Consider the following 18,022-nt stretch of genomic DNA (forward strand, 5'->3'; position numbering starts at 1 on the left):
TTTCGGTGTTATGAGCATATTTTTTTACACTTGCCGGTGCTATGATGAAAACATAAAAGAAGATCTTCTTTCAGGCCAAGAGATTACAGCGTGTTTAAAAATGGAGAAAGGGAGGATTCACATGGTAAGTGTAATAGGAATCGTGGCAGCCATTGCTCTGCTGGTATTCCTGGCTTTTAAACAGTGGAATATGCTTCTTGTCAGCCTGATCTGTGCTGTTATTGTGGGGCTGACAAGCGGTATCGGACTGTGGGCGGTTTTCAGTGATTACTACATGCCCGGTCTGGTGGGATTTTTCGGTTCGTGGTTTTTGATCTTTACCATCGGTGCCGTGTATTCAGAGTTCATGTCACGTTCCGGTTCGGTCTCAGCCATTGCGTATAAGCTGGTGGATGTATTTGGAAAAGAAAAGATACTGCTGGTCATGTTCATTGTGTGCTGTCTGCTGAATCTGGGCGGGGTAAATCCTTATGTACAGATATTTATTGTATGGCCAATGGCAGTGGTTCTGTCAAAGGAATTTAATATAAACAGAGGAATCTGGCTCTCTGTATTTTATCTGGGATTGTTCACAGCACAGCTCTTTCCGGGAAATCCCAGTATGGTGAATACCGTGGTATCCCAGATGCTGCAGGTGTCTGCCGGGACGGTGCCGGTGATCTGTCTGGCAATGTTTGTCCTCTATGCAGCAGCGGGATATTTCATCATCAGAAGGACGGAAAAAAGATGGGAAGAAAAAGGACGCAGATACGTGGAGACGGAGTCTGACAGGCAGATGGTGAAGCCTGACAGGGAAAATCTGCCGGGTCTGGCAGCAGCGCTTGCTCCCATGGTACTGGTGATTCTTTTGTATACAGGACTGACATCGGGCTGGTTTTCTTTTATGGGAATCGGGAGACTGGAAGCGTCCAACAGTATACTGGCCTCCATGGGAATCGCGTGTATTGTATGTTATCTTCTGAACCTGAAGACGCTTCGGGGCAGTGAAAAGGATATTCTGTTCAAAGGAATGGCCGGAGGATTAAATCCCACCTTTGCCGCTGCTGTTATTGCGGGTTTTCTGGGTGTTATTACAGGTTCCCACGGTTATCAGCTTTTCACCGAAGCGGTTCAGAATGTAGGAGGAAACCCGTATATGCAGTGCCTTATAGCGGGAAGTGTAACGGGATTTATAACCGGGGGCGGAGCTGTGACCGCGCAGACGGTCCTTGGAACTTTTGGGGCAGGATGGCTGGCGAATCCGTCAGTAAATACGGGGCTGCTGCGGCAGATAACCGTTGCGAATACAGCAGGCGGCATCACCTTATCCCCACATTCGGGCGGACTTCACGGGGTAATGGGATTTGCGGGAACGGATTTGAAGGAATCATATCCGGTGTGTATCACCAGCGTGATCCTTCCATCTATTGTGATCAATATTATTTTTTCTGCTATTGCAGTATTGATGTAACGGTTCAGACAGATGTGCGCATTCACTGCGCTGACCGCATGAATGCGTGGCGGCAGTGAGTATCCGGCCCATGGCAAAGCGATTTTAAATGGCCGGATGCATGTAACTGTTCAGTTATCTGAAGGATTACGTTTTTGTAGAAGGAGGAATGGATTATGGCAGATAATATGGTACTGGACTGGATGAAATTCAGCAGCTCAGTAGGCGGCGAGGCAGACGAGAAGGAAAATTATCTGAAGGTTATCCGGGGAGAGGAACCGGACTGGGTACCCCTGTATTTTGACGCCTGCGACTGGGTATTTACGGGTTTTATGCTGGACTATGTAAATAAAGAGAGAAAGTTTGATATTTTCAACGTGGAGTGGGAAATTAACGATGCGGGCAAGATGCCAAAACCGGACAGAAAGCTGTTGGAAGACGTGACAAAATGGAGGGAGTTTGTGAATTTCCCGGATACCTCCAAAATTGACTGGGAGCAGATGGCAGCAGAGGCTCTGCGCATGCATAACCCCAATAAGGCCATGGGCTACCGGACAGACGGCTGCGGGGGTAACTTTTTCATTCCTCTGATGAACATGATGGGATTTGAGGAGGGTTTATGCGCGCTTCTGGAGGAACCGGAGGCGGTGGATGAGCTGTTTGATGCAGTCACTGTGCTGACCGAGGAGGCTATGCGGCATCTGATCCCCATCTATAAACCGGATGTGGTGATCATTGATGATGACATGGCTGCTGCCACGAATCTTTTTATTTCCACAGAAACCTTCCGGAACAGGTTTCGTCCTTTTTATCAGAGGCTTATTGATGTGGCAAAGGAATTTGGGCTGCCGGTTGAACTCCATATGTGTGGGTGCTGTGAAAAGATCATACCTGATTTTGTGGAAATGGGTGTCAATATCTGGCAGCCGGCCCAGGTCATGAATGATCTTAAAGGAATCAAGGCCAGATATGGAAACCGTCTTGTATTAAACGGCGGCTGGGATTCCCAGGGAAAGGCCGGAATGCCCGGAGCGTCCGAGGAGGTAGTGCGGCAGTCTGCGAGAACTGCCATAGATAACTTCGCAGTGGGCGGCGGCTATGTATTCTGGGATTTGAGTCCTGTAGGCAATTCGGATGATATGCTGAGAAAAATAGCCTGGGTGGAGGATGAGGCCAGAAAGTACGGCAGGCAGTATTACCGCAGGAAAGATCAGGAGTGAGCCTGTTTTTGTCATTGCCCCGTGGGGATACCGGAACCTGCGATTTTTAAAAACTCCTCCATGGCTCTTGTCACATACCGGGAGCGTTTGTGGTAGAAATAAATATTCCGCTGGGAGATGTCCGGCGGCAGCTTATAAAAAACAATCCTGGAGTCATCAGGCACATGCCGGATCAGGGTGTCTGTTACAAAGGCGATCCCCATGCCGTAACAGGCAAGATGATAGGCCGTGACCTGCTGGTCCAGCTTCAGAGGCACATGGGGCGCAAGACCTGCGCTTTTTAAAAGCAGGTCAGAGCGCTCACGTGTGTCATTTCCTGCTCTGAGAAGCAGGAAAGGGTCATGGGCAAAATGCTGCAGGATATCAGGGCAGACACAGCACTCTTCATAAGAACCGTTTTTTATGGAGGCAGCGTCCAGACAGCAGGTATCCGATCCTTTTTCGCGGGCCAGTCCTGCGGGGACTGCAAGAAGAAGCTGTTCCTTGCAGAAAAAATGGCGGTCATAAATGGTATCTGAGAAAGGATAGTTGTCAATCACCAGGTCCAGACTGCCGGAAAAGAGTTGTTTTTCCAAATCGCCTGTGGTGGACTCCGTCATTTTCACCTCTATGGAGGGATATTTTCCCATAAAGCCGGAGAGCAGGGGCGGCAGGACGTAGGAGGCAAAGAGATTGCTTCCCCCTACAGAAAGATGTCCGGTCCTGAGGGCCTCAAAGTCATTCAGATAATTTTCAAATTCATTTTCCATATCCATGAGATGTTCCACGTAATGTATGTATTTTTCCCCGCACTCTGTAAGCATGATAGGGCTGGTGCTTCTGTCAAAAATGGGGGTTCCGAGACGGGCCTCAATCTTTTTTATGGTAGCGCTTAAGGACGGCTGGGAGATATAGAGGTTAGCGGCAGCTTTTGAAAAGCTCCTTGTTTTATAAACTTCATAAACGTATTTTTTTCCTTCAAACATGAAATCCACCTGCATTTCTGGTAAGCGTTCAGCCGGGTGAATACTTACCGCTTCTTTTTTTATCTTATCATGAATTTCTCTGTATATAAACAATTATTTATAATAAATATATACATATATGTATTAGCTTCTAATAGCAGGCGAACTTATAATATAGATAGCAAAAGACTGTGGTATACAGAACTGCTTTATGCGGCAGTATATTAACAGTAAAAAGAAGAGGCAGGCAGTGGCGAAAAACGCTGTAAAATACATGTAAGGCGGCAAGAACGGCCTGCAGGAAAAAGAGGTAAGGAAAAGATATGGATACAAAAGAAAAAATGGTAAAGACAAGACTGGAACATGATTCTATCGGCACAAAAGAAGTACCGGCGGAAGCCTACTACGGAGTACAGACCCTCCGCGCTGCAGAGAATTTTTACATAACAGGCATGAATATGCACCCGGAACTGATCAACAGCGTGGCGCAGATAAAAAAGGCGGCAGCCATCACGAATTTTGAGGTGGGACGGCTGGATAAAAAAAGAACGGACGCCATCGTGCGGGCCTGTGACGAGATCATATCCGGCAGGCTTCACGACCAGTTTATTGTGGACCCAATCCAGGGCGGTGCAGGGACATCCCTGAACATGAACGCCAACGAGGTGATCGCCAACAGGGCCGTCGAGATTTTAGGAGGCAGAAAGGGAGATTATTCTATTGTCAATCCCAATGACCATGTAAACTACGGGCAGTCCACCAATGATGTCTTTCCCTCCTGTGGAAGGCTCACAGCCCTGAAGCTTCTGAACCGGGCAAAGGAACAGTTAGAGCGGCTGTATCAGGCGCTTATGGAAAAAGCGGAGGAGTTTGACGATGTGATCAAAATGGGCAGGACACAGCTTCAGGACGCGGTGCCCATCCGTCTCGGTCAGGAATTCAGGGCCTATGCAACGGCGATCCGCCGGGATATTACCAGATTTGAGCATGCAAAGGAGGAGATGAGTTCCTTAAATCTGGGCGGGACAGCCATCGGCACCGGCCTGAACGCAGATGTGCAGTATCTCCAGAAAGTAGTGAAGAATATCGCTCTGGTATCCGGCCTGGATCTGGTGCAGTCCTATGACCTGATCGATGCTACACAGAATCTGGATGGATATACTTCGGTATCCGGCGCTGTGAAGACCTGCGCAGTCAATCTCTCCAAAATGTCCAATGACCTGCGCCTCATATCATCCGGACCGAGAGCCGGCCTTGGGGAGATCAATCTTCCGGCCAGACAGAATGGCTCCTCCATCATGCCGGGAAAAGTCAATCCGGTCATCCCGGAGGTAGTGAATCAGGTTGCCTTTAACATCATCGGCAATGATATGACCATTGCCATGGCAACAGAGGCGGGACAGCTTGAACTGAATGCTTTTGAGCCGATCATCTTCTACAATCTTTTCCAGTCCATTGAGACCCTGACCTTTGCCGTGCATACGCTGGTGGACAACTGTATCAAAGGGATCACAGCCAACCGGGAGCACTGCAGGAATATGGTGGAGAACAGTGTGGGCATCATCACTGCCATCTGTCCTCATGTGGGATATGAAAAGGCAGCCGTTCTTGCAAAGGAGGCTATTTCAACGGGGGCTTCCGTGCGGAGTCTGATCCTGAGAGATAAACTGCTTGGGGAGGAGGAGTTAAATGTTATTTTAAACCCCTACTCCATGACGGAACCGGGAATTTCCGGTGAACAGTTACTGGATAATATTTGACAAAATGGACAAAAAGTGGTATGTTTTTCTTATGGATTTAGTGAAAATCACTATAATCCGGGTATTGCAGACAACATGACAAGAATGGCGGCAGCAGCGCTGCTGTCAGAATCAAAAGACCGCGCAGCCAGCCGGTTTGCCTGCGTATGAGGAGAGGCAGATTTCACCGTATGCGGACAGAGCATGGATACTGACAAACGGCGAAAGGAGGAAGCATGAACACGGAACAGTTGAATCGAATGCGTTCGGGAAAAGGTTTTATAGCAGCTCTTGACCAGAGCGGCGGCAGTACGCCGAAAGCGCTGAGACTCTATGGTATTGCTGAGGACAGCTACCATGGGGAGGAAGAGATGTTTGACCTGGTCCACTCTATGCGTACAAGGATCATGACCAGCCCGGCATTTACTTCGGAGCATATTCTGGCAGCCATTCTCTTTGAAAAGACTATGGAGCGGGAAGTGGAAGGAAAACTGACGGCAGATTATCTGTGGGAAGAGAAACACATCCTTCCGATTCTGAAAGTGGACAAAGGACTTGCACCGGTGGAGAATGGTGTACAGTGCATGAAACCCATTCCGGGACTGGATGAACTGCTTGTACGGGCAAAAGAGCGTCATATCTTCGGAACCAAGATGCGCTCCGTCATTAAAGAAGCCAATGAGGCAGGCATCCGTGCTGTTGTGGAACAACAGTTTGAACTGGGGATTCAGATCGCAGAAGCCGGACTGGTTCCCATTTTGGAACCGGAGATTGACATTTTCAGTACAGATAAAGCGGAGTCTGAAAGAATCATGAAAGGATATCTGCAGGAGCATCTGGCAAAACTGGATGACAGTATACAGATTATGTTCAAGCTTTCGATTCCGGATGCGGATGGTTTTTATTCTGACATTATGGAAGACACTCATGTGGTTCGTGTGGTGGCTCTTTCCGGGGGCTACAGCAGGGATGAGGCAGACCAAAAATTAGCCCGGAATCCGGGCCTGATCGCCAGCTTCTCCAGGGCACTGACCCAGGGGCTGAATGTTAATCAGACGGAGGAAGAGTTCAATAATTTGCTGAGGGAGTCCATAGACGCGATCTATAAGGCTTCTATTACCTGAGGGTAGTGATATAATGACAGTATTTCCTGCAATTGCAGGGTATATTCTATGATGAGGTGCTGCGTAGTTTGCAGCACCTTTTATAGTTTATAAAATATAAATGGAATTGTTGCTGCTTTTTTCTTTGTGTCTTATCTGAAATTCATAATATATTCCGGGAAATTCATTGCAAATGGAAAACAGCGGAAAATTAAAAGTAAAAAAGTGTTGTTAGAAACAGCAGGGATACAGAATTGATATAAATTATTGGAATAATTACTGTAAAGTTTACCTGTTGATGGAATTCGTTTTCCATGCTACAATATTCTAAAATATATTAAAAAAGTTAGCAGGGAATAGCAGCGTAAGGAGCGAATATGACGAAAAAAAAAGCAGGGATCGTTGATATAGCAAAAGCCAGTGGAGTATCTGTTTCCACTGTTTCAAGGGTGTTGGGGGGGAGCACACATCCGGTCAGTGAAGATTTAAAGGAAAAAGTGATCGCTACAGCGAGAAAGATGGATTACGTGCCGAATCTGATGGGCAGACAATTGAAAAAGCAGGGAAGCAGTGATATTGCAGTTATTGTGCAGAATTTGGCAAACCCCTTTTATCCAGATGTTTTAAGGGGGATAGAAGATTATCTTTGGGATGATAATAAATATAGTGTGATGATTTATAATACTTATGGTAATACACAGAGAGAAAAGAAATATCTGGAAGATTTAAGACAGAGACAGATTAAAGGATTGATTATCTCTACATCAGCATATATAGATGAAGATGATACTATTATTGATTCCCTGAAACATATGATGGATATGGGGGTGAGCGTTGTAGTCTATGATCAGGAAATCAGCGGTTTGGAAACCAGTGGAGTATTTTTTGATTCCAGACATGCAGCAAAACTGGCTTTAAATCATCTATGTGACCTGGGACATCAAAATATAGCTATTGTTAATTCACCTCTGATCAGGCCCAGCAGAATAAATTTATATCATGATTTTAAAAGTGAACTTGCAGCAAAAGGATTAGAATTGCCTGAAGAGTATGATATCAAGCCTTTGTCTGTAAAGGACAGAGAACCTCAGAGATATGAATTTGAAAATGGTAGATATCAGGCAAGGAAACTGATGGAACTTTCATCCCCGCCTACGGCTATTTTTGCAACAAATGATTTGACTGCCTATGGCGTTTTGCAGTATCTGTCCGAGATTGGAATAAAAGTGGGAGAAGAAGTTTCACTGATAGGTTACAACAACTTATTTTTTTCGTCGATTACCTGGCCTGGCCTTACTACTATAGAACAGCCGCTTGCACAAATGGGAGAAGAGGCCGTAAAAATATTGTTGGAGGATATGGAAAACAAGAATTCTGTAATAAAAAATTTATATCTGAGACCAAGTCTTGTGATCAGACAGTCAACAGGTCCAAAAAGATAAATGATAAATCACGAAGAGTTCTTGCATTTGAAATAGAAAGATGTTATAGTGGAAATGGAATACGTTTTCCCTTACCAGAAAATTAATAACACGCATTTATGATAATGCGTTTTGTTAAGGCTAAAAAGATGGAAAGGGGATATTATGGCGGCAACTATAATTAAAAATGCCAGAATTATACTGGAGGACAGTGTCATAGATGGCGGGGTGACAGTAGAAAATGGTGTGATTATAAGAATTTTTGAAGGAGATCCTGCCTTTTCTGCTGAAACCGTGATAGATGGCAGGGGGTTGTATCTTTCACCGGGATTCATAGATACTCACTGCCATGGAGCCGGTGGCTGCGATTATATGGATGGATCTGTTTCGGCGATGGAAACTGCAGCCAAGACACAGCTTAGATTCGGAGCGACAACGATTGTACCTACGGCACTCTCAGGTACGGAAGAAGAAATACTGAATTTCATAAAATATTTTAAAATATTAAAAGCAAATATGCAAAATGGTCCTCATCTGCCAGGCATACACCTGGAAGGACCTTATTTTAACCGGACTCAATGTGGGGCACAGAATCCTAAAATCATCAGAAATCCCATGCAGGAGGAATACACAAAAATTATAAAAGAGGCAGAGGGTGATATTTGTCTGTGGTCTGCAGCGCCTGAATTGGAAGGTGCAATGGAATTCGGCAGATATTGTTCCATGAAGGGAATCATCTGTTCGGCAGGGCATAGCGATGCGCTGTGGGAACAGATGGAGAAAGCCAGACTGAATGGTTTTGGACGGATTACTCATTTATACTCAGCATGTTCAACTATCAAACGAATAGACGGATACCGACATCTGGGTGTAGTGGAAAGTGCATTTCTTTTAAAAGATGTAATTGTCGAAATTATTGCCGATGGGCGTCATATTCCGCCGGAATTAATCCGCTTGGTTTACGAAATAAAAGGCGCAGATCATGTGGTATTGGTGACAGATTCTATGAGAGCGGCAGGAACAGATACTTATACATCTGTGTTAGGGAGCCTAACGGGAGGTTTGGAAGTGGTTATAGAGGATGGTGTGGCTAAAATGGCAGACAGAAAAGCCTTTGCCGGCAGTATTGCCACTTGTGACGTGTTAGTGCGGACGGCGCTTAAATGCGGAATTCCTCTATGTGATGCAGTAAAAATGGCAAGTCTTACACCTGCGCATTCCATAGGAATATCTTCTGTGACAGGATCTGTATCTGTAGGGAAATACGCTGATTTGATTATGTTTGATGATGATATTCAGGTTAAATGGTGCATGGTAAGCGGAAAAATAGTAAAATAACAGAAATTATAGTATAAAATGGGGATACAGTCTTTGACTGCATCCCCATTTAAAATTGATTTATTGTTTCAGTGGCTCCAGAATGCTTCTTTTTTGATTAGGTTTCCACTGTTGTCGAATTCCATTTCCTCGGGAGATCCAAGTATTTCGATGCAGGGATTGGAGGCTGCATCTTCCAGCATACTTTCAGATATATATATTTCACCGATTTCCAGTGTGTTAGGAATTCGTACCATGCGGATATTGTCTATATCCACTTCATTACAAGTCTTAATACATGCCGCGATAGCAAAATAATCGTTTTTTAACATCATAGGCAGGTGTATACCGGTAAATACAGTACTGGTTATTGCATTGATATAACTCTCCTCTAATCTGGCCTGCTGCAATACGCGGCTGGTACAGACATCTACGCATCCTATCCCTACCATTATTCCGCGAGTTTCCTCTGAAAGGTCCAGAACACATATTTTTTGTATCTGAACATCATTGGCAGCATAGGGGGTGATAAATCTTCCTGTAACATTGGGATCCTGACCGTCACCACTATAGTTTTTTCCGATTTCATCTATAGCCAGGACCGCAATATTATTGAAAAGAATGCTGCCCATTTTAGTGCGGGCGATTTCCAGAAGTTTTGGCTCTTCATCGGGTATTTTGTCGCCGGTCAATGCTTTGACCATAAAGGAGCGTCCATACGCATTCTCAATAACTGATAGTCCAAAGAGAATGTTGCATTGCTTTAAAATGACATTTCCAAATAAAGGTACCAGGTGTGCCATATTTTTGAAACCGGCCTGGTGGCAGATGCTGGCTCCGTACTGTTTGCCGAGACCAATAGCCATCATTTTCATCATGCCGCTTTCATAGCTTCCTCTGAAAGCCGTGTGTGGTTTGATCTTGCCTATCAGAATAATTCCATCTGCTTCATATGCGCGTTTGTCAATATGTACACTGTGACCTTCGTTTGTTTCCCCGACTTTTACGGTTTCCATACTGGAAACTATAGGACATCCCACATAATTTTCTACTATTTGGGCACTGGCAAGTATTTCTGCCTGCCCTTTGGCCGTGGCGCCCCCATGACTGCCCATAGCAGGGACGATAAATGGAAATGCCTTTTTCTCTTTCAGAACAGATACAACTGTTTTCACGATATCTTTATGATGACAGATGCCGCGGCTGCCTACTGCAATAGCAATACGCATACCTGATTGTATTGTATCGTCGATATCTTTCTGCTGCATTTCCCTGCGTACAGCCTGTTCAATATCTGTAATTTCCACAGCGTCAAATTTTTGACGGACGCGTATCATTCGTGGAATTTTTATATTACCAATAATATCATATAAATTTTCAGCCATAGCTAGTATCCTTTCTTTATACGGAGGAGAAAAAAGAAAACGTTATCCATAAGAAAAGTATAAAGCAGAGCAACAAAAAAGGCAAGAATGAATTTTAGTATTTCTAAAACCGGATAACTATATTGGTAAATACTGGAAGAAAATAAAAAATTTCCAAATAAAGACTTTTTTCGACGTAAAAGTTAGAAAATATAATTGACATAAGAATGTTGTTGTGATACCATGAAATTACATTACGGAAAACGTATTCCATGAACGAGAGGAAAAACTAAAAGGAGGATGAAAGTGTATGAAAGTAGGTTTTATTGGACTTGGCATGATGGGCAGCGGAGTATGTATGAATATTGTAGATGGTGGATTTGAAACTACAGTATATGACATGAATGAGGAAGCTATGGTTCCGTTTGAAGGAAAAGCCAGTCTGGCACAAAGCATTGAGGAAGTATTTGAGCATTCAGAGATTACACTGATGTCGCTTCCAAGTTCCGTACAAGTGGAAGCAGTAACTAATACATTTTTGTCGATGGGGGTAAAAGGTAAGACCGTGCTGGATATCAGCACCAGTTTTCCGCTTTCCAGCAGGGCCATTTATGAAAAATTTAAAAATGCCGGTGGTGAATTTGCGGATGCATCCCTTACAGGGACACCGGCACAATCTGCTGCGGGGGAACTTATTGTGACTTTTGGAGGTGATGAAGCAACTTTTGAAAAAGTAACACCGGTTGTAAATACTTTTTCAAAAGCATTTCAGTATATAGGCAAAAGCGGCGCTGGTAATATTGCCAAATTGATCAATAATTATCTGGCAATTATGTACGTAAACCTGTATGGCGAAATTTTCCCTTTGGTAGAAAAGCTGGATATTGATGTGGAGAAATTATTTGATATTATTGGAGAAAGCGGCGTTGGATGCCCTATGTATAAAGGTGCCGGTAAGAAGATAGTATCGAAAAGCTACGAACATGGTTTCGCATTGGATTTGGCACTAAAGGATGCAGGGTATGTAAAGCAGCTTTTTGACAGTTATGGAAGTCCTTCCTTTATACTGGATGGCGGCTTGTCTGCAATGAAAATTGCGAGGCAGAAGGGCCTGGGGAAAAAGGATATCAGCGAAGTTGCAAAGGTGCAGCGTGAATTACTGAATCTGAAAGACTGAAAAGGTAGAATTATGGACAAAGCAGATATTCAAAAAGCAGAAAAATATTATGTGAGACATTTAAAAGAGGTCATTCTTCCGTTCTGGATTCCGGATTGTATTGACCGGAAATTTGGAGGCTATTTGAACTGTTATGATAATACCGGTAAAGAGTTATTGTCATATAATAAATTTACATGGTCTCAGGGACGTTTTCTTTGGGTATTTTCGGAATTATCTATGTGTGAAGACAGTGTTGTAACAAAAGAAGAAAAAGAAGTGTTTTTGGAATACGCAAAAATCGGTGTGGATTTTCTCAGTGAACATGTATTTCTGAATGAAAGTAAGGTATGTACTTATTTGATGGACAGAGAGGGAAATCCCATACCTGCAGATGAAAGCGGTATATTATCATCAAGTATATATGCGGACTTTTTTGTGGCAGCGGGATTTGCAAAATACGCAGATGCAGCAAAAGACTATAAAATATTTGAACTTGCCGAAAAGATGTACCAGAGTATCAGGAAGAGAATAGAGCAGGGAACGTATCTTACTTTGCCGTATCCCATACCAGAAGGACTGCGTATGCATGGGATACCGATGATATTTTTGAACCTATCAACCGAGATGTATGTTTCCGCGGCTGGACTTGGATTAAAAAATGATGTTTACAGCCGGGATATGCAGATGTTTTATACAGATATACTCACCAATTTTGTAGATCAGAAACATGTATTGAGAGAAATGATAACAACAGATAATTGTCAGGTGGATAATTATTTCGGAGAGTACTGTAATCCAGGACATACAATGGAAGATATCTGGTTTATTCTAAAAGCTGCCCATTATTTGGGAGACCGGTCAGTTCTTCCGCTTTGCACAGAAATACTGAAAAATGTATATAAAATTGGATGGGATAAGGACTATGGTGGTTTTCGGTTATTTGTCCATCACGATGGAGGAGTTCCTCATGGTAAATCAGCAGGTTTAGAGAAGGAACCCATGTTCAGGCAAATTGAAGAGAATCACAATAATAAGCTTTGGTGGCCGCATTCGGAGGCCCTTTACAGTTTCCTGCTTGCGTATTTTCAATCAGGGGATGAAGAATTACTTGCTATCTACAGGGAGGTATTTGATTATACGTTTAAATTATTTCCGAATCCTGACTCAAGTGTTGGAGAATGGATTCAAATCCGCCAGCGGGATGGCAGACCGGATGATAAAGTAGTGGCACTGCCTGTGAAAGATCCTTATCATATCACCCGAAATCTGATCTTGATCATACAGCTATTAAATGAGCAGGCACATAAAGCTGATTTTGAAGGAGAGGAGGAAAATTTTGCAGATAAAAAGATACGATAAAATAAAAGTTAAAATATTTGAAAAAAGAAAAGAGATGGGGCTCCATGCCGCAGAAGATGCAGCTTCCTGTATGAGAAGTTTGTTGGAAAGCAAAGATGAAATCAATTGCATGTTTGCAGCAGCACCTTCTCAAAATGAGTTTTTGGAAGCTCTTGCAGGTATTCAGGATATAGACTGGGGACGTATCAATGCTTTTCACATGGATGAATACATAGGATTTGAGATTGGAGATCCGCGGTCTTTTAACGGATACCTATCTAATAAGATCTTTGGAAAGGTTCCGTTCAAGAGTGTAAATTTGATGAATGGTAAAAATGATTTCCGAAAAGAGTGTATCCGTTATGAAGAACTGATTCGTAATCAAAAATTGGATGTAGTATTTTTAGGAATTGGTGAAAACGGGCATATTGCATTTAACGATCCGGTTAATGCCGATTTTAAGGATACAAATCTGATAAAAGTTGTGGAACTGGATGACGCATGTCGTAGACAACAGGTAAATGATGGGTGTTTTCCTGATATAGATGAAGTGCCAAAATATGCGTTGACTGCAACAATTCCGTGCCTGATGGGGGGATCATTCCTGTTCTGCATAGTGCCGGGTGAATTAAAGGCAGCTGCTGTCAAACATACCCTGACAGGGCCGGTAAATGAAACGTGTCCGGCCAGTATTATGAGAAAACATGAAAATGTTGTTATGTATCTGGATGATAAGTCTGCGAAAGATTTGTAGGAGGAATTTGTATGAAGAAGAAAAGAGTTAGTCTTTTACTGGCAGTTTCTTTGGTTGCTTCCTGTGTTTTTACTGCCTGTGGAGAAAAAGAAGATGTGGATAAGGCAGATGATGTACAAGATTCAAATAATACTAAGACGGAGAGCACAGATTCGGATAAGCCGTACAGCGGAACTACCATACGAGTATTGACCGCAAATCAGACCTGTGTAGAAAAAGTACTTTATCCCAATCTCAGTGAGTTTGAAGAGAAAACAGGCATTAAAGTTGATATGGAGATTATGGGGACTGATGATTATTCAAATAAAGCTACAGTAGAGCTGGCAGCTAAAAGTGATAATCTAGATGTTATTTTTCTAAGACCCCTCAATGAGTTGAAGCAGTATACACAAAATGGCTGGCTTACAGATCTATCCTATCTAAATGAAGATACAGAATTCGATATGGGTGATTTTTTTGAATCGTCGATTCAAAGCTGTACTTATAACGATGCTTTGTATGGAGTGCCCATACTGGCGGAAAGCCAGATTATGTATTACCGGAAAGATTTGTTGGAGGAAAAAGGAATAAAAGTGCCGGAAACCCTGGAGGAACTGGAAAGTGCTGCCAGTGAACTGCATGATCCGGATCATGATTTTTACGGAATTGCACTCAGAGGAAAAGCAAATGCATGCATTACACAGTTTTCAACATTTTTGTATGCCTTTGGCGGAAGATTTAATGATGAGACAAAGAGTTTGATGGGAACGGAAGAAGCTCTTGAGGCGGTGCGCTATTACGGCGGCCTATTAAATAAATATGGTCCTGCAGGTGCTGTGAATATGACCTGGACAGAATGTGCAGCGTTATTTGCACAAGGGAAAGTGGGATTTTTTATTGATTCTGATGCGATTTATGGAAATATAACAGGAGACAGCAGCCTTGCAATTACAGAAGACCAGGTTGGATTTGCAAAAGTTCCGGCAGGTCCGGCGGGAAATACACCGTTTTATGCAACAATTGGGGCATGGGCAATTCCGTCTTTTTCCAAGAAGCAGGAGGCAGCTGCAGAATTCATTAAATGGTCGTTATCTAAAGAAATGGATCTGAGAATGGCAGAGGAGGTACAGAATGCGAGCTGCAGAGCAAGTACATGGGAAGTACCGGATGTAGCAGAATCATTTCAGCCGGAAATGCTCAAGGCTATGACGGAATCCAGAGAAGTTGCGGTTGCCGGAGACCGTCCGACGGTAATCGGTGTTTCGGAGGCGCGTGATATTCTTAGTGTTCCTATACAGGAAGCAATTATGGGTAATGACCCCGAAGATGCTTTAAAAAAGGCAGATAAAGAGTTTCAGGAGCTGATTGACAGTGAACAGTCGGATTGATTTACCATCGGGCAGTTAATATACCAGGGGTTTGAAGATAATTCAAACCCCTGAGCCATATAGCGAGGAATGATGTTATGAAAAGTAATCGAATGGAAAAATGGGCCCATTATTTTATGGTGTTGCCATTGGTCATTTTTCTTATTTCCATGGTAGCGTTTCCCTTGGTATATACCATTTATTTAAGCTTTACAGATTGGACAATGGGAACTGCATCACCTAAAATAATTGGCTTTGAAAATTATAAGGATATTTTAACAGACAGTAGATTCTGGGCCGCAACTAAAAATACACTGGTGATTGCATTTGGTTCAGTAATAATTGAAACGGTTTTGGGAATAGCGCTGGCCTTACTGCTTAATCGGAAGTTCAGGGGGGAAAATTTGGTTAAGACACTTTTTCTCCTGCCAATGGTGGCAACACCTATAGCAATCGGAATGGTTTGGCAGCTTATCTATGAACCGACCATCGGTATCGCAAATTATATGCTTAAATCTGCGGGATTATCCCCCATCATGTGGCTGGTACAGAAGAACAGTGTGATTCCATCTCTGGTTATCATTGAAGTCTGGGAATGGACACCTATGATTATGCTGATAGTTTTGGCTGGTTTATCGGGTATATCTGATGACCTATTTGAAGCGGCGAAGATGGACGGAGCCAACCGCTTTCAGATTGTACAAAAAATTACACTGCCTCTTATCAAGCCCACGGTTGTAGTTGCAGCTTTGCTGCGAATCATAGATGCACTCAAGACTTTTGATATTATTTATGCCACAACAAAAGGCGGACCTGTTAAGGCTTCAGAAACTGTGAATCTTATGGCTTATGATTCTATATTCAGTTATTTCAGAATGGGTTACGGGGCATCTACTATAGTGATTTTTTTACTTGAAATTGGTATTTGTATAGCCTTTATATTTTATCTCAGGATGAAAGCGAGGGTTGATGAATAATGGAAAAAACTATAGATCAAGCAACAAATACAAAAAGAATTAAAAGAATTAAATCGGCGGGTGAAAGATTTATTTTCTATTTAGGAATCATATTTATAACCACAGTAGTTGTTTTTCCGTTTTTATGGATGGTTCTTGCTTCTATTAAAACGAACGCACAGGTACTTGACCCGGAGCAGTTTTTGTTTTTTGAGCCTTATTGGGGAAATTATAAAGATGTTTTTGGTAGATATGACTTTGTAAAACCAATTATCAACAGTACAATAGTAGGAGTAGGATCAACATTGATCGGCCTTTTGTTGGGGCTTCCGGCTTCTTATGCTATCGCAAGAACTAAAATGAATAAATTAAGTACAATGGTTTTGATTGTACGTTTTTTCCCGGGAATTGCATTTTTGCTTCCGTGGTATATGATATTTGAAAAAATTGGCATATCTGATACGCATTTGGCATTGATTTTAAGTCATTTATTAATTAATCTGCCATTTATTGTGTGGGTTATGATTCCTGCATTTGAAAGCCTTCCCGCCGATTTGGAGGAAGCGGCCAAGATAGATGGATGCTATACATTTCAGGCATTTATACGTATTATGCTGCCTTTAGCAAAGCCTGGAATTGTGACGGCTTCCTTATTATCTGTAATTTTTTCGTGGAACAACTTCATGTTTTCTCTTGTTTTGGCTGGAGGAAAAACAAAGACGCTGCCGTTGGCACTATTGAGTTTTATCTCTTATGCGTCTATTGACTGGGGGGCGTTGATGGCGGCTGCAGTGACAATTACTCTGCCAATATTAATTGCATCGATTGTTTTGCAAAAGCATATTATTGCAGGATTGACAGCAGGAGCAGTGAAAGGATAGGCAGAAATTACAATATGAGCCCGAAGCTGATATTAGACATCAGCTCCGGGTTTTTTAGCATAATCGGAAAGTACGTTAGCCCCCATCACAATCTCCGGACTAACGCATTCCCCGTCCTCCTGCACACATAAGAATATACTCTTCCGCCCAAGAAATGGCTGCAGATTCTTTTTTGTCCTCTCCTCATCCAGCACCACCGCGCCTGCGGCTGATCCTGTACCGAGCAGGCAGATTACCAGCTTAGATCTGGCGTGGAACCGTTTCAGGGTATCTGTAAGGGTGTCCAGGGATTTATTTCCGGGCAGGGATTCATAGTTTTCCAGCCCTCTCCCAAGCTGCAGCATGGAAATTGGCACCACCTGGTTTACAAGCACCTCGTTCTCCTTCCAGTGCAGAAGGTTGAGCCGGACATTCTGGAAGACCTGGCTGTGAGAGCGGAGCACGGCGACAATCTCTTTTGTCATGGATACGGCACATTCTTTGGAAAGCGCATAATCCAACACAAAGGTCATTTCCAGAATACCGCCTGTATAGTTATGGGGAACATGAAGCACACGTTCCACTGCATTTTTAAAATTTTTCCGGAATATCAGATTCATTTTCACAAGACCTCCCGTGCAGTTTTATGATACAGTCCGGCATGGAAATCATCCGGACAGCCAGACACTATTATACTACATTTCCTGCAGCCTGCAAGCTATATATAGATTCCATACGCCATACCGGGTCATTGCTGTCTCATTTTATAAATACCCTTGTTGTATTTATATATTACCCATCGCACATCATCTGTTAGATATCAGAGTTCTGAATTACCTGGAAAGTAAGGACACATGTCGAATTTCCGGATTTACCTATAGATTATATGGCTGTCTTTCAAATTATCTGTAAAACAAGCAGAAGACATGGTCTGGTTCTTGAAGATTACCTATAAAAACTAAAGTTTTTTAATGAATTATCTGCAGAACAAGAAGAAATCATTGTCGGGCGCCCTAAGATTACCTACGAAAGCTAAAGACATCCTTCAAATTATCTGTAAAACAGGCGGAAA

The 18,022-nt window shown here is 42.9% G+C and carries 15 protein-coding genes; 12 read left to right on the top strand and 3 right to left on the bottom strand.

Annotated elements, in window-relative coordinates; translation table 11 throughout:
- The first annotated feature begins 121 nt into the window (after window positions 1–121).
- The gene (locus V8Q34_RS01145) at window positions 122–1,450 is read left to right on the top strand and encodes a GntP family permease (RefSeq protein ID WP_158587338.1); all 1,329 of its coding nucleotides are present in this window, start codon (window positions 122–124) and stop codon (window positions 1,448–1,450) included.
- Window positions 1,451–1,605: 155 nt separating this feature from the next.
- Window positions 1,606–2,649 (top strand): uroporphyrinogen decarboxylase family protein, encoded by a 1,044-nt coding sequence (locus V8Q34_RS01150; protein WP_335834618.1) that lies wholly within the window; start codon window positions 1,606–1,608, stop codon window positions 2,647–2,649.
- Window positions 2,650–2,660: 11 nt separating this feature from the next.
- Here V8Q34_RS01150 and V8Q34_RS01155 read toward each other — a convergent pair whose 3' ends face one another.
- A complete protein-coding gene (locus tag V8Q34_RS01155; protein WP_335834620.1) occupies window positions 2,661–3,614 on the bottom strand; it encodes a LysR family transcriptional regulator in 954 nt (317 codons plus the stop codon).
- Window positions 3,615–3,916: 302 nt separating this feature from the next.
- Here V8Q34_RS01155 and aspA point away from each other — a divergent pair, with 302 nt between their 5' ends.
- From aspA to nagA, 4 genes are all read left to right on the top strand, one after another.
- Window positions 3,917–5,353 carry an aspartate ammonia-lyase gene (gene aspA / locus V8Q34_RS01160; RefSeq protein WP_081960241.1) on the top strand — a complete coding sequence of 479 codons (1,437 nt, stop codon included), beginning with the start codon at window positions 3,917–3,919 and terminating at the stop codon, window positions 5,351–5,353.
- 215 nt (window positions 5,354–5,568) lie between these two features.
- Window positions 5,569–6,456, top strand: a complete 888-nt coding sequence (locus tag V8Q34_RS01165) for a fructose bisphosphate aldolase (RefSeq protein WP_244806254.1) — start codon at window positions 5,569–5,571, stop codon at window positions 6,454–6,456.
- 356 nt (window positions 6,457–6,812) lie between these two features.
- On the top strand, window positions 6,813–7,877 hold the full coding sequence (locus V8Q34_RS01170; protein WP_227243480.1) for a LacI family DNA-binding transcriptional regulator: 1,065 nt from the start codon (window positions 6,813–6,815) through the stop codon (window positions 7,875–7,877).
- 144 nt (window positions 7,878–8,021) lie between these two features.
- On the top strand, window positions 8,022–9,194 hold the full coding sequence (nagA, locus tag V8Q34_RS01175) for an N-acetylglucosamine-6-phosphate deacetylase (RefSeq protein WP_244806255.1): 1,173 nt from the start codon (window positions 8,022–8,024) through the stop codon (window positions 9,192–9,194).
- 68 nt (window positions 9,195–9,262) lie between these two features.
- On the opposite strand, the gene V8Q34_RS01180 is transcribed toward nagA, so the two are convergent.
- Window positions 9,263–10,558: a lactate racemase domain-containing protein gene (locus tag V8Q34_RS01180; RefSeq protein ID WP_335834622.1), complete on the bottom strand. Its 1,296-nt coding sequence runs from the start codon at window positions 10,556–10,558 to the stop codon at window positions 9,263–9,265.
- A gap of 289 nt (window positions 10,559–10,847) precedes the next feature.
- Here V8Q34_RS01180 and V8Q34_RS01185 point away from each other — a divergent pair, with 289 nt between their 5' ends.
- The 6 genes from V8Q34_RS01185 to V8Q34_RS01210 all read left to right on the top strand — a co-directional run bounded on the left by V8Q34_RS01185 (window position 10,848) and on the right by V8Q34_RS01210 (window position 16,971).
- Window positions 10,848–11,714, top strand: coding sequence for an NAD(P)-dependent oxidoreductase (locus V8Q34_RS01185; protein ID WP_335834623.1), 867 nt, complete (start codon window positions 10,848–10,850; stop codon window positions 11,712–11,714).
- 12 nt (window positions 11,715–11,726) lie between these two features.
- A complete protein-coding gene (locus V8Q34_RS01190; protein WP_227243472.1) occupies window positions 11,727–13,055 on the top strand; it encodes an AGE family epimerase/isomerase in 1,329 nt (442 codons plus the stop codon).
- Window positions 13,033–13,788 (top strand): glucosamine-6-phosphate deaminase, encoded by a 756-nt coding sequence (locus V8Q34_RS01195; RefSeq protein WP_227243470.1) that lies wholly within the window; start codon window positions 13,033–13,035, stop codon window positions 13,786–13,788. Before V8Q34_RS01190 ends, V8Q34_RS01195 begins: the two co-directional genes overlap by 23 nt.
- Before the next feature lie 11 nt (window positions 13,789–13,799).
- Window positions 13,800–15,155 carry an ABC transporter substrate-binding protein gene (locus V8Q34_RS01200; RefSeq protein ID WP_227243468.1) on the top strand — a complete coding sequence of 452 codons (1,356 nt, stop codon included), beginning with the start codon at window positions 13,800–13,802 and terminating at the stop codon, window positions 15,153–15,155.
- Window positions 15,156–15,232: 77 nt separating this feature from the next.
- Window positions 15,233–16,111 carry a carbohydrate ABC transporter permease gene (locus V8Q34_RS01205; protein WP_244806261.1) on the top strand — a complete coding sequence of 293 codons (879 nt, stop codon included), beginning with the start codon at window positions 15,233–15,235 and terminating at the stop codon, window positions 16,109–16,111.
- Window positions 16,111–16,971, top strand: coding sequence for a carbohydrate ABC transporter permease (locus V8Q34_RS01210; protein WP_227243464.1), 861 nt, complete (start codon window positions 16,111–16,113; stop codon window positions 16,969–16,971). The genes V8Q34_RS01205 and V8Q34_RS01210 overlap by 1 nt, the downstream gene beginning before the upstream one ends.
- A 32-nt stretch (window positions 16,972–17,003) precedes the next feature.
- Here the strand turns inward: V8Q34_RS01210 and V8Q34_RS01215 are convergent, their stop codons facing one another.
- Window positions 17,004–17,570, bottom strand: coding sequence for a hypothetical protein (locus V8Q34_RS01215; RefSeq protein ID WP_335834625.1), 567 nt, complete (start codon window positions 17,568–17,570; stop codon window positions 17,004–17,006).
- Between the last annotated feature and the right edge of the window lie 452 nt (window positions 17,571–18,022).

Source organism: Blautia sp. JLR.GB0024, from assembly GCF_037000545.1.
In the GTDB taxonomy this organism is placed as follows: domain Bacteria; phylum Bacillota; class Clostridia; order Lachnospirales; family Lachnospiraceae; genus Blautia; species Blautia celeris.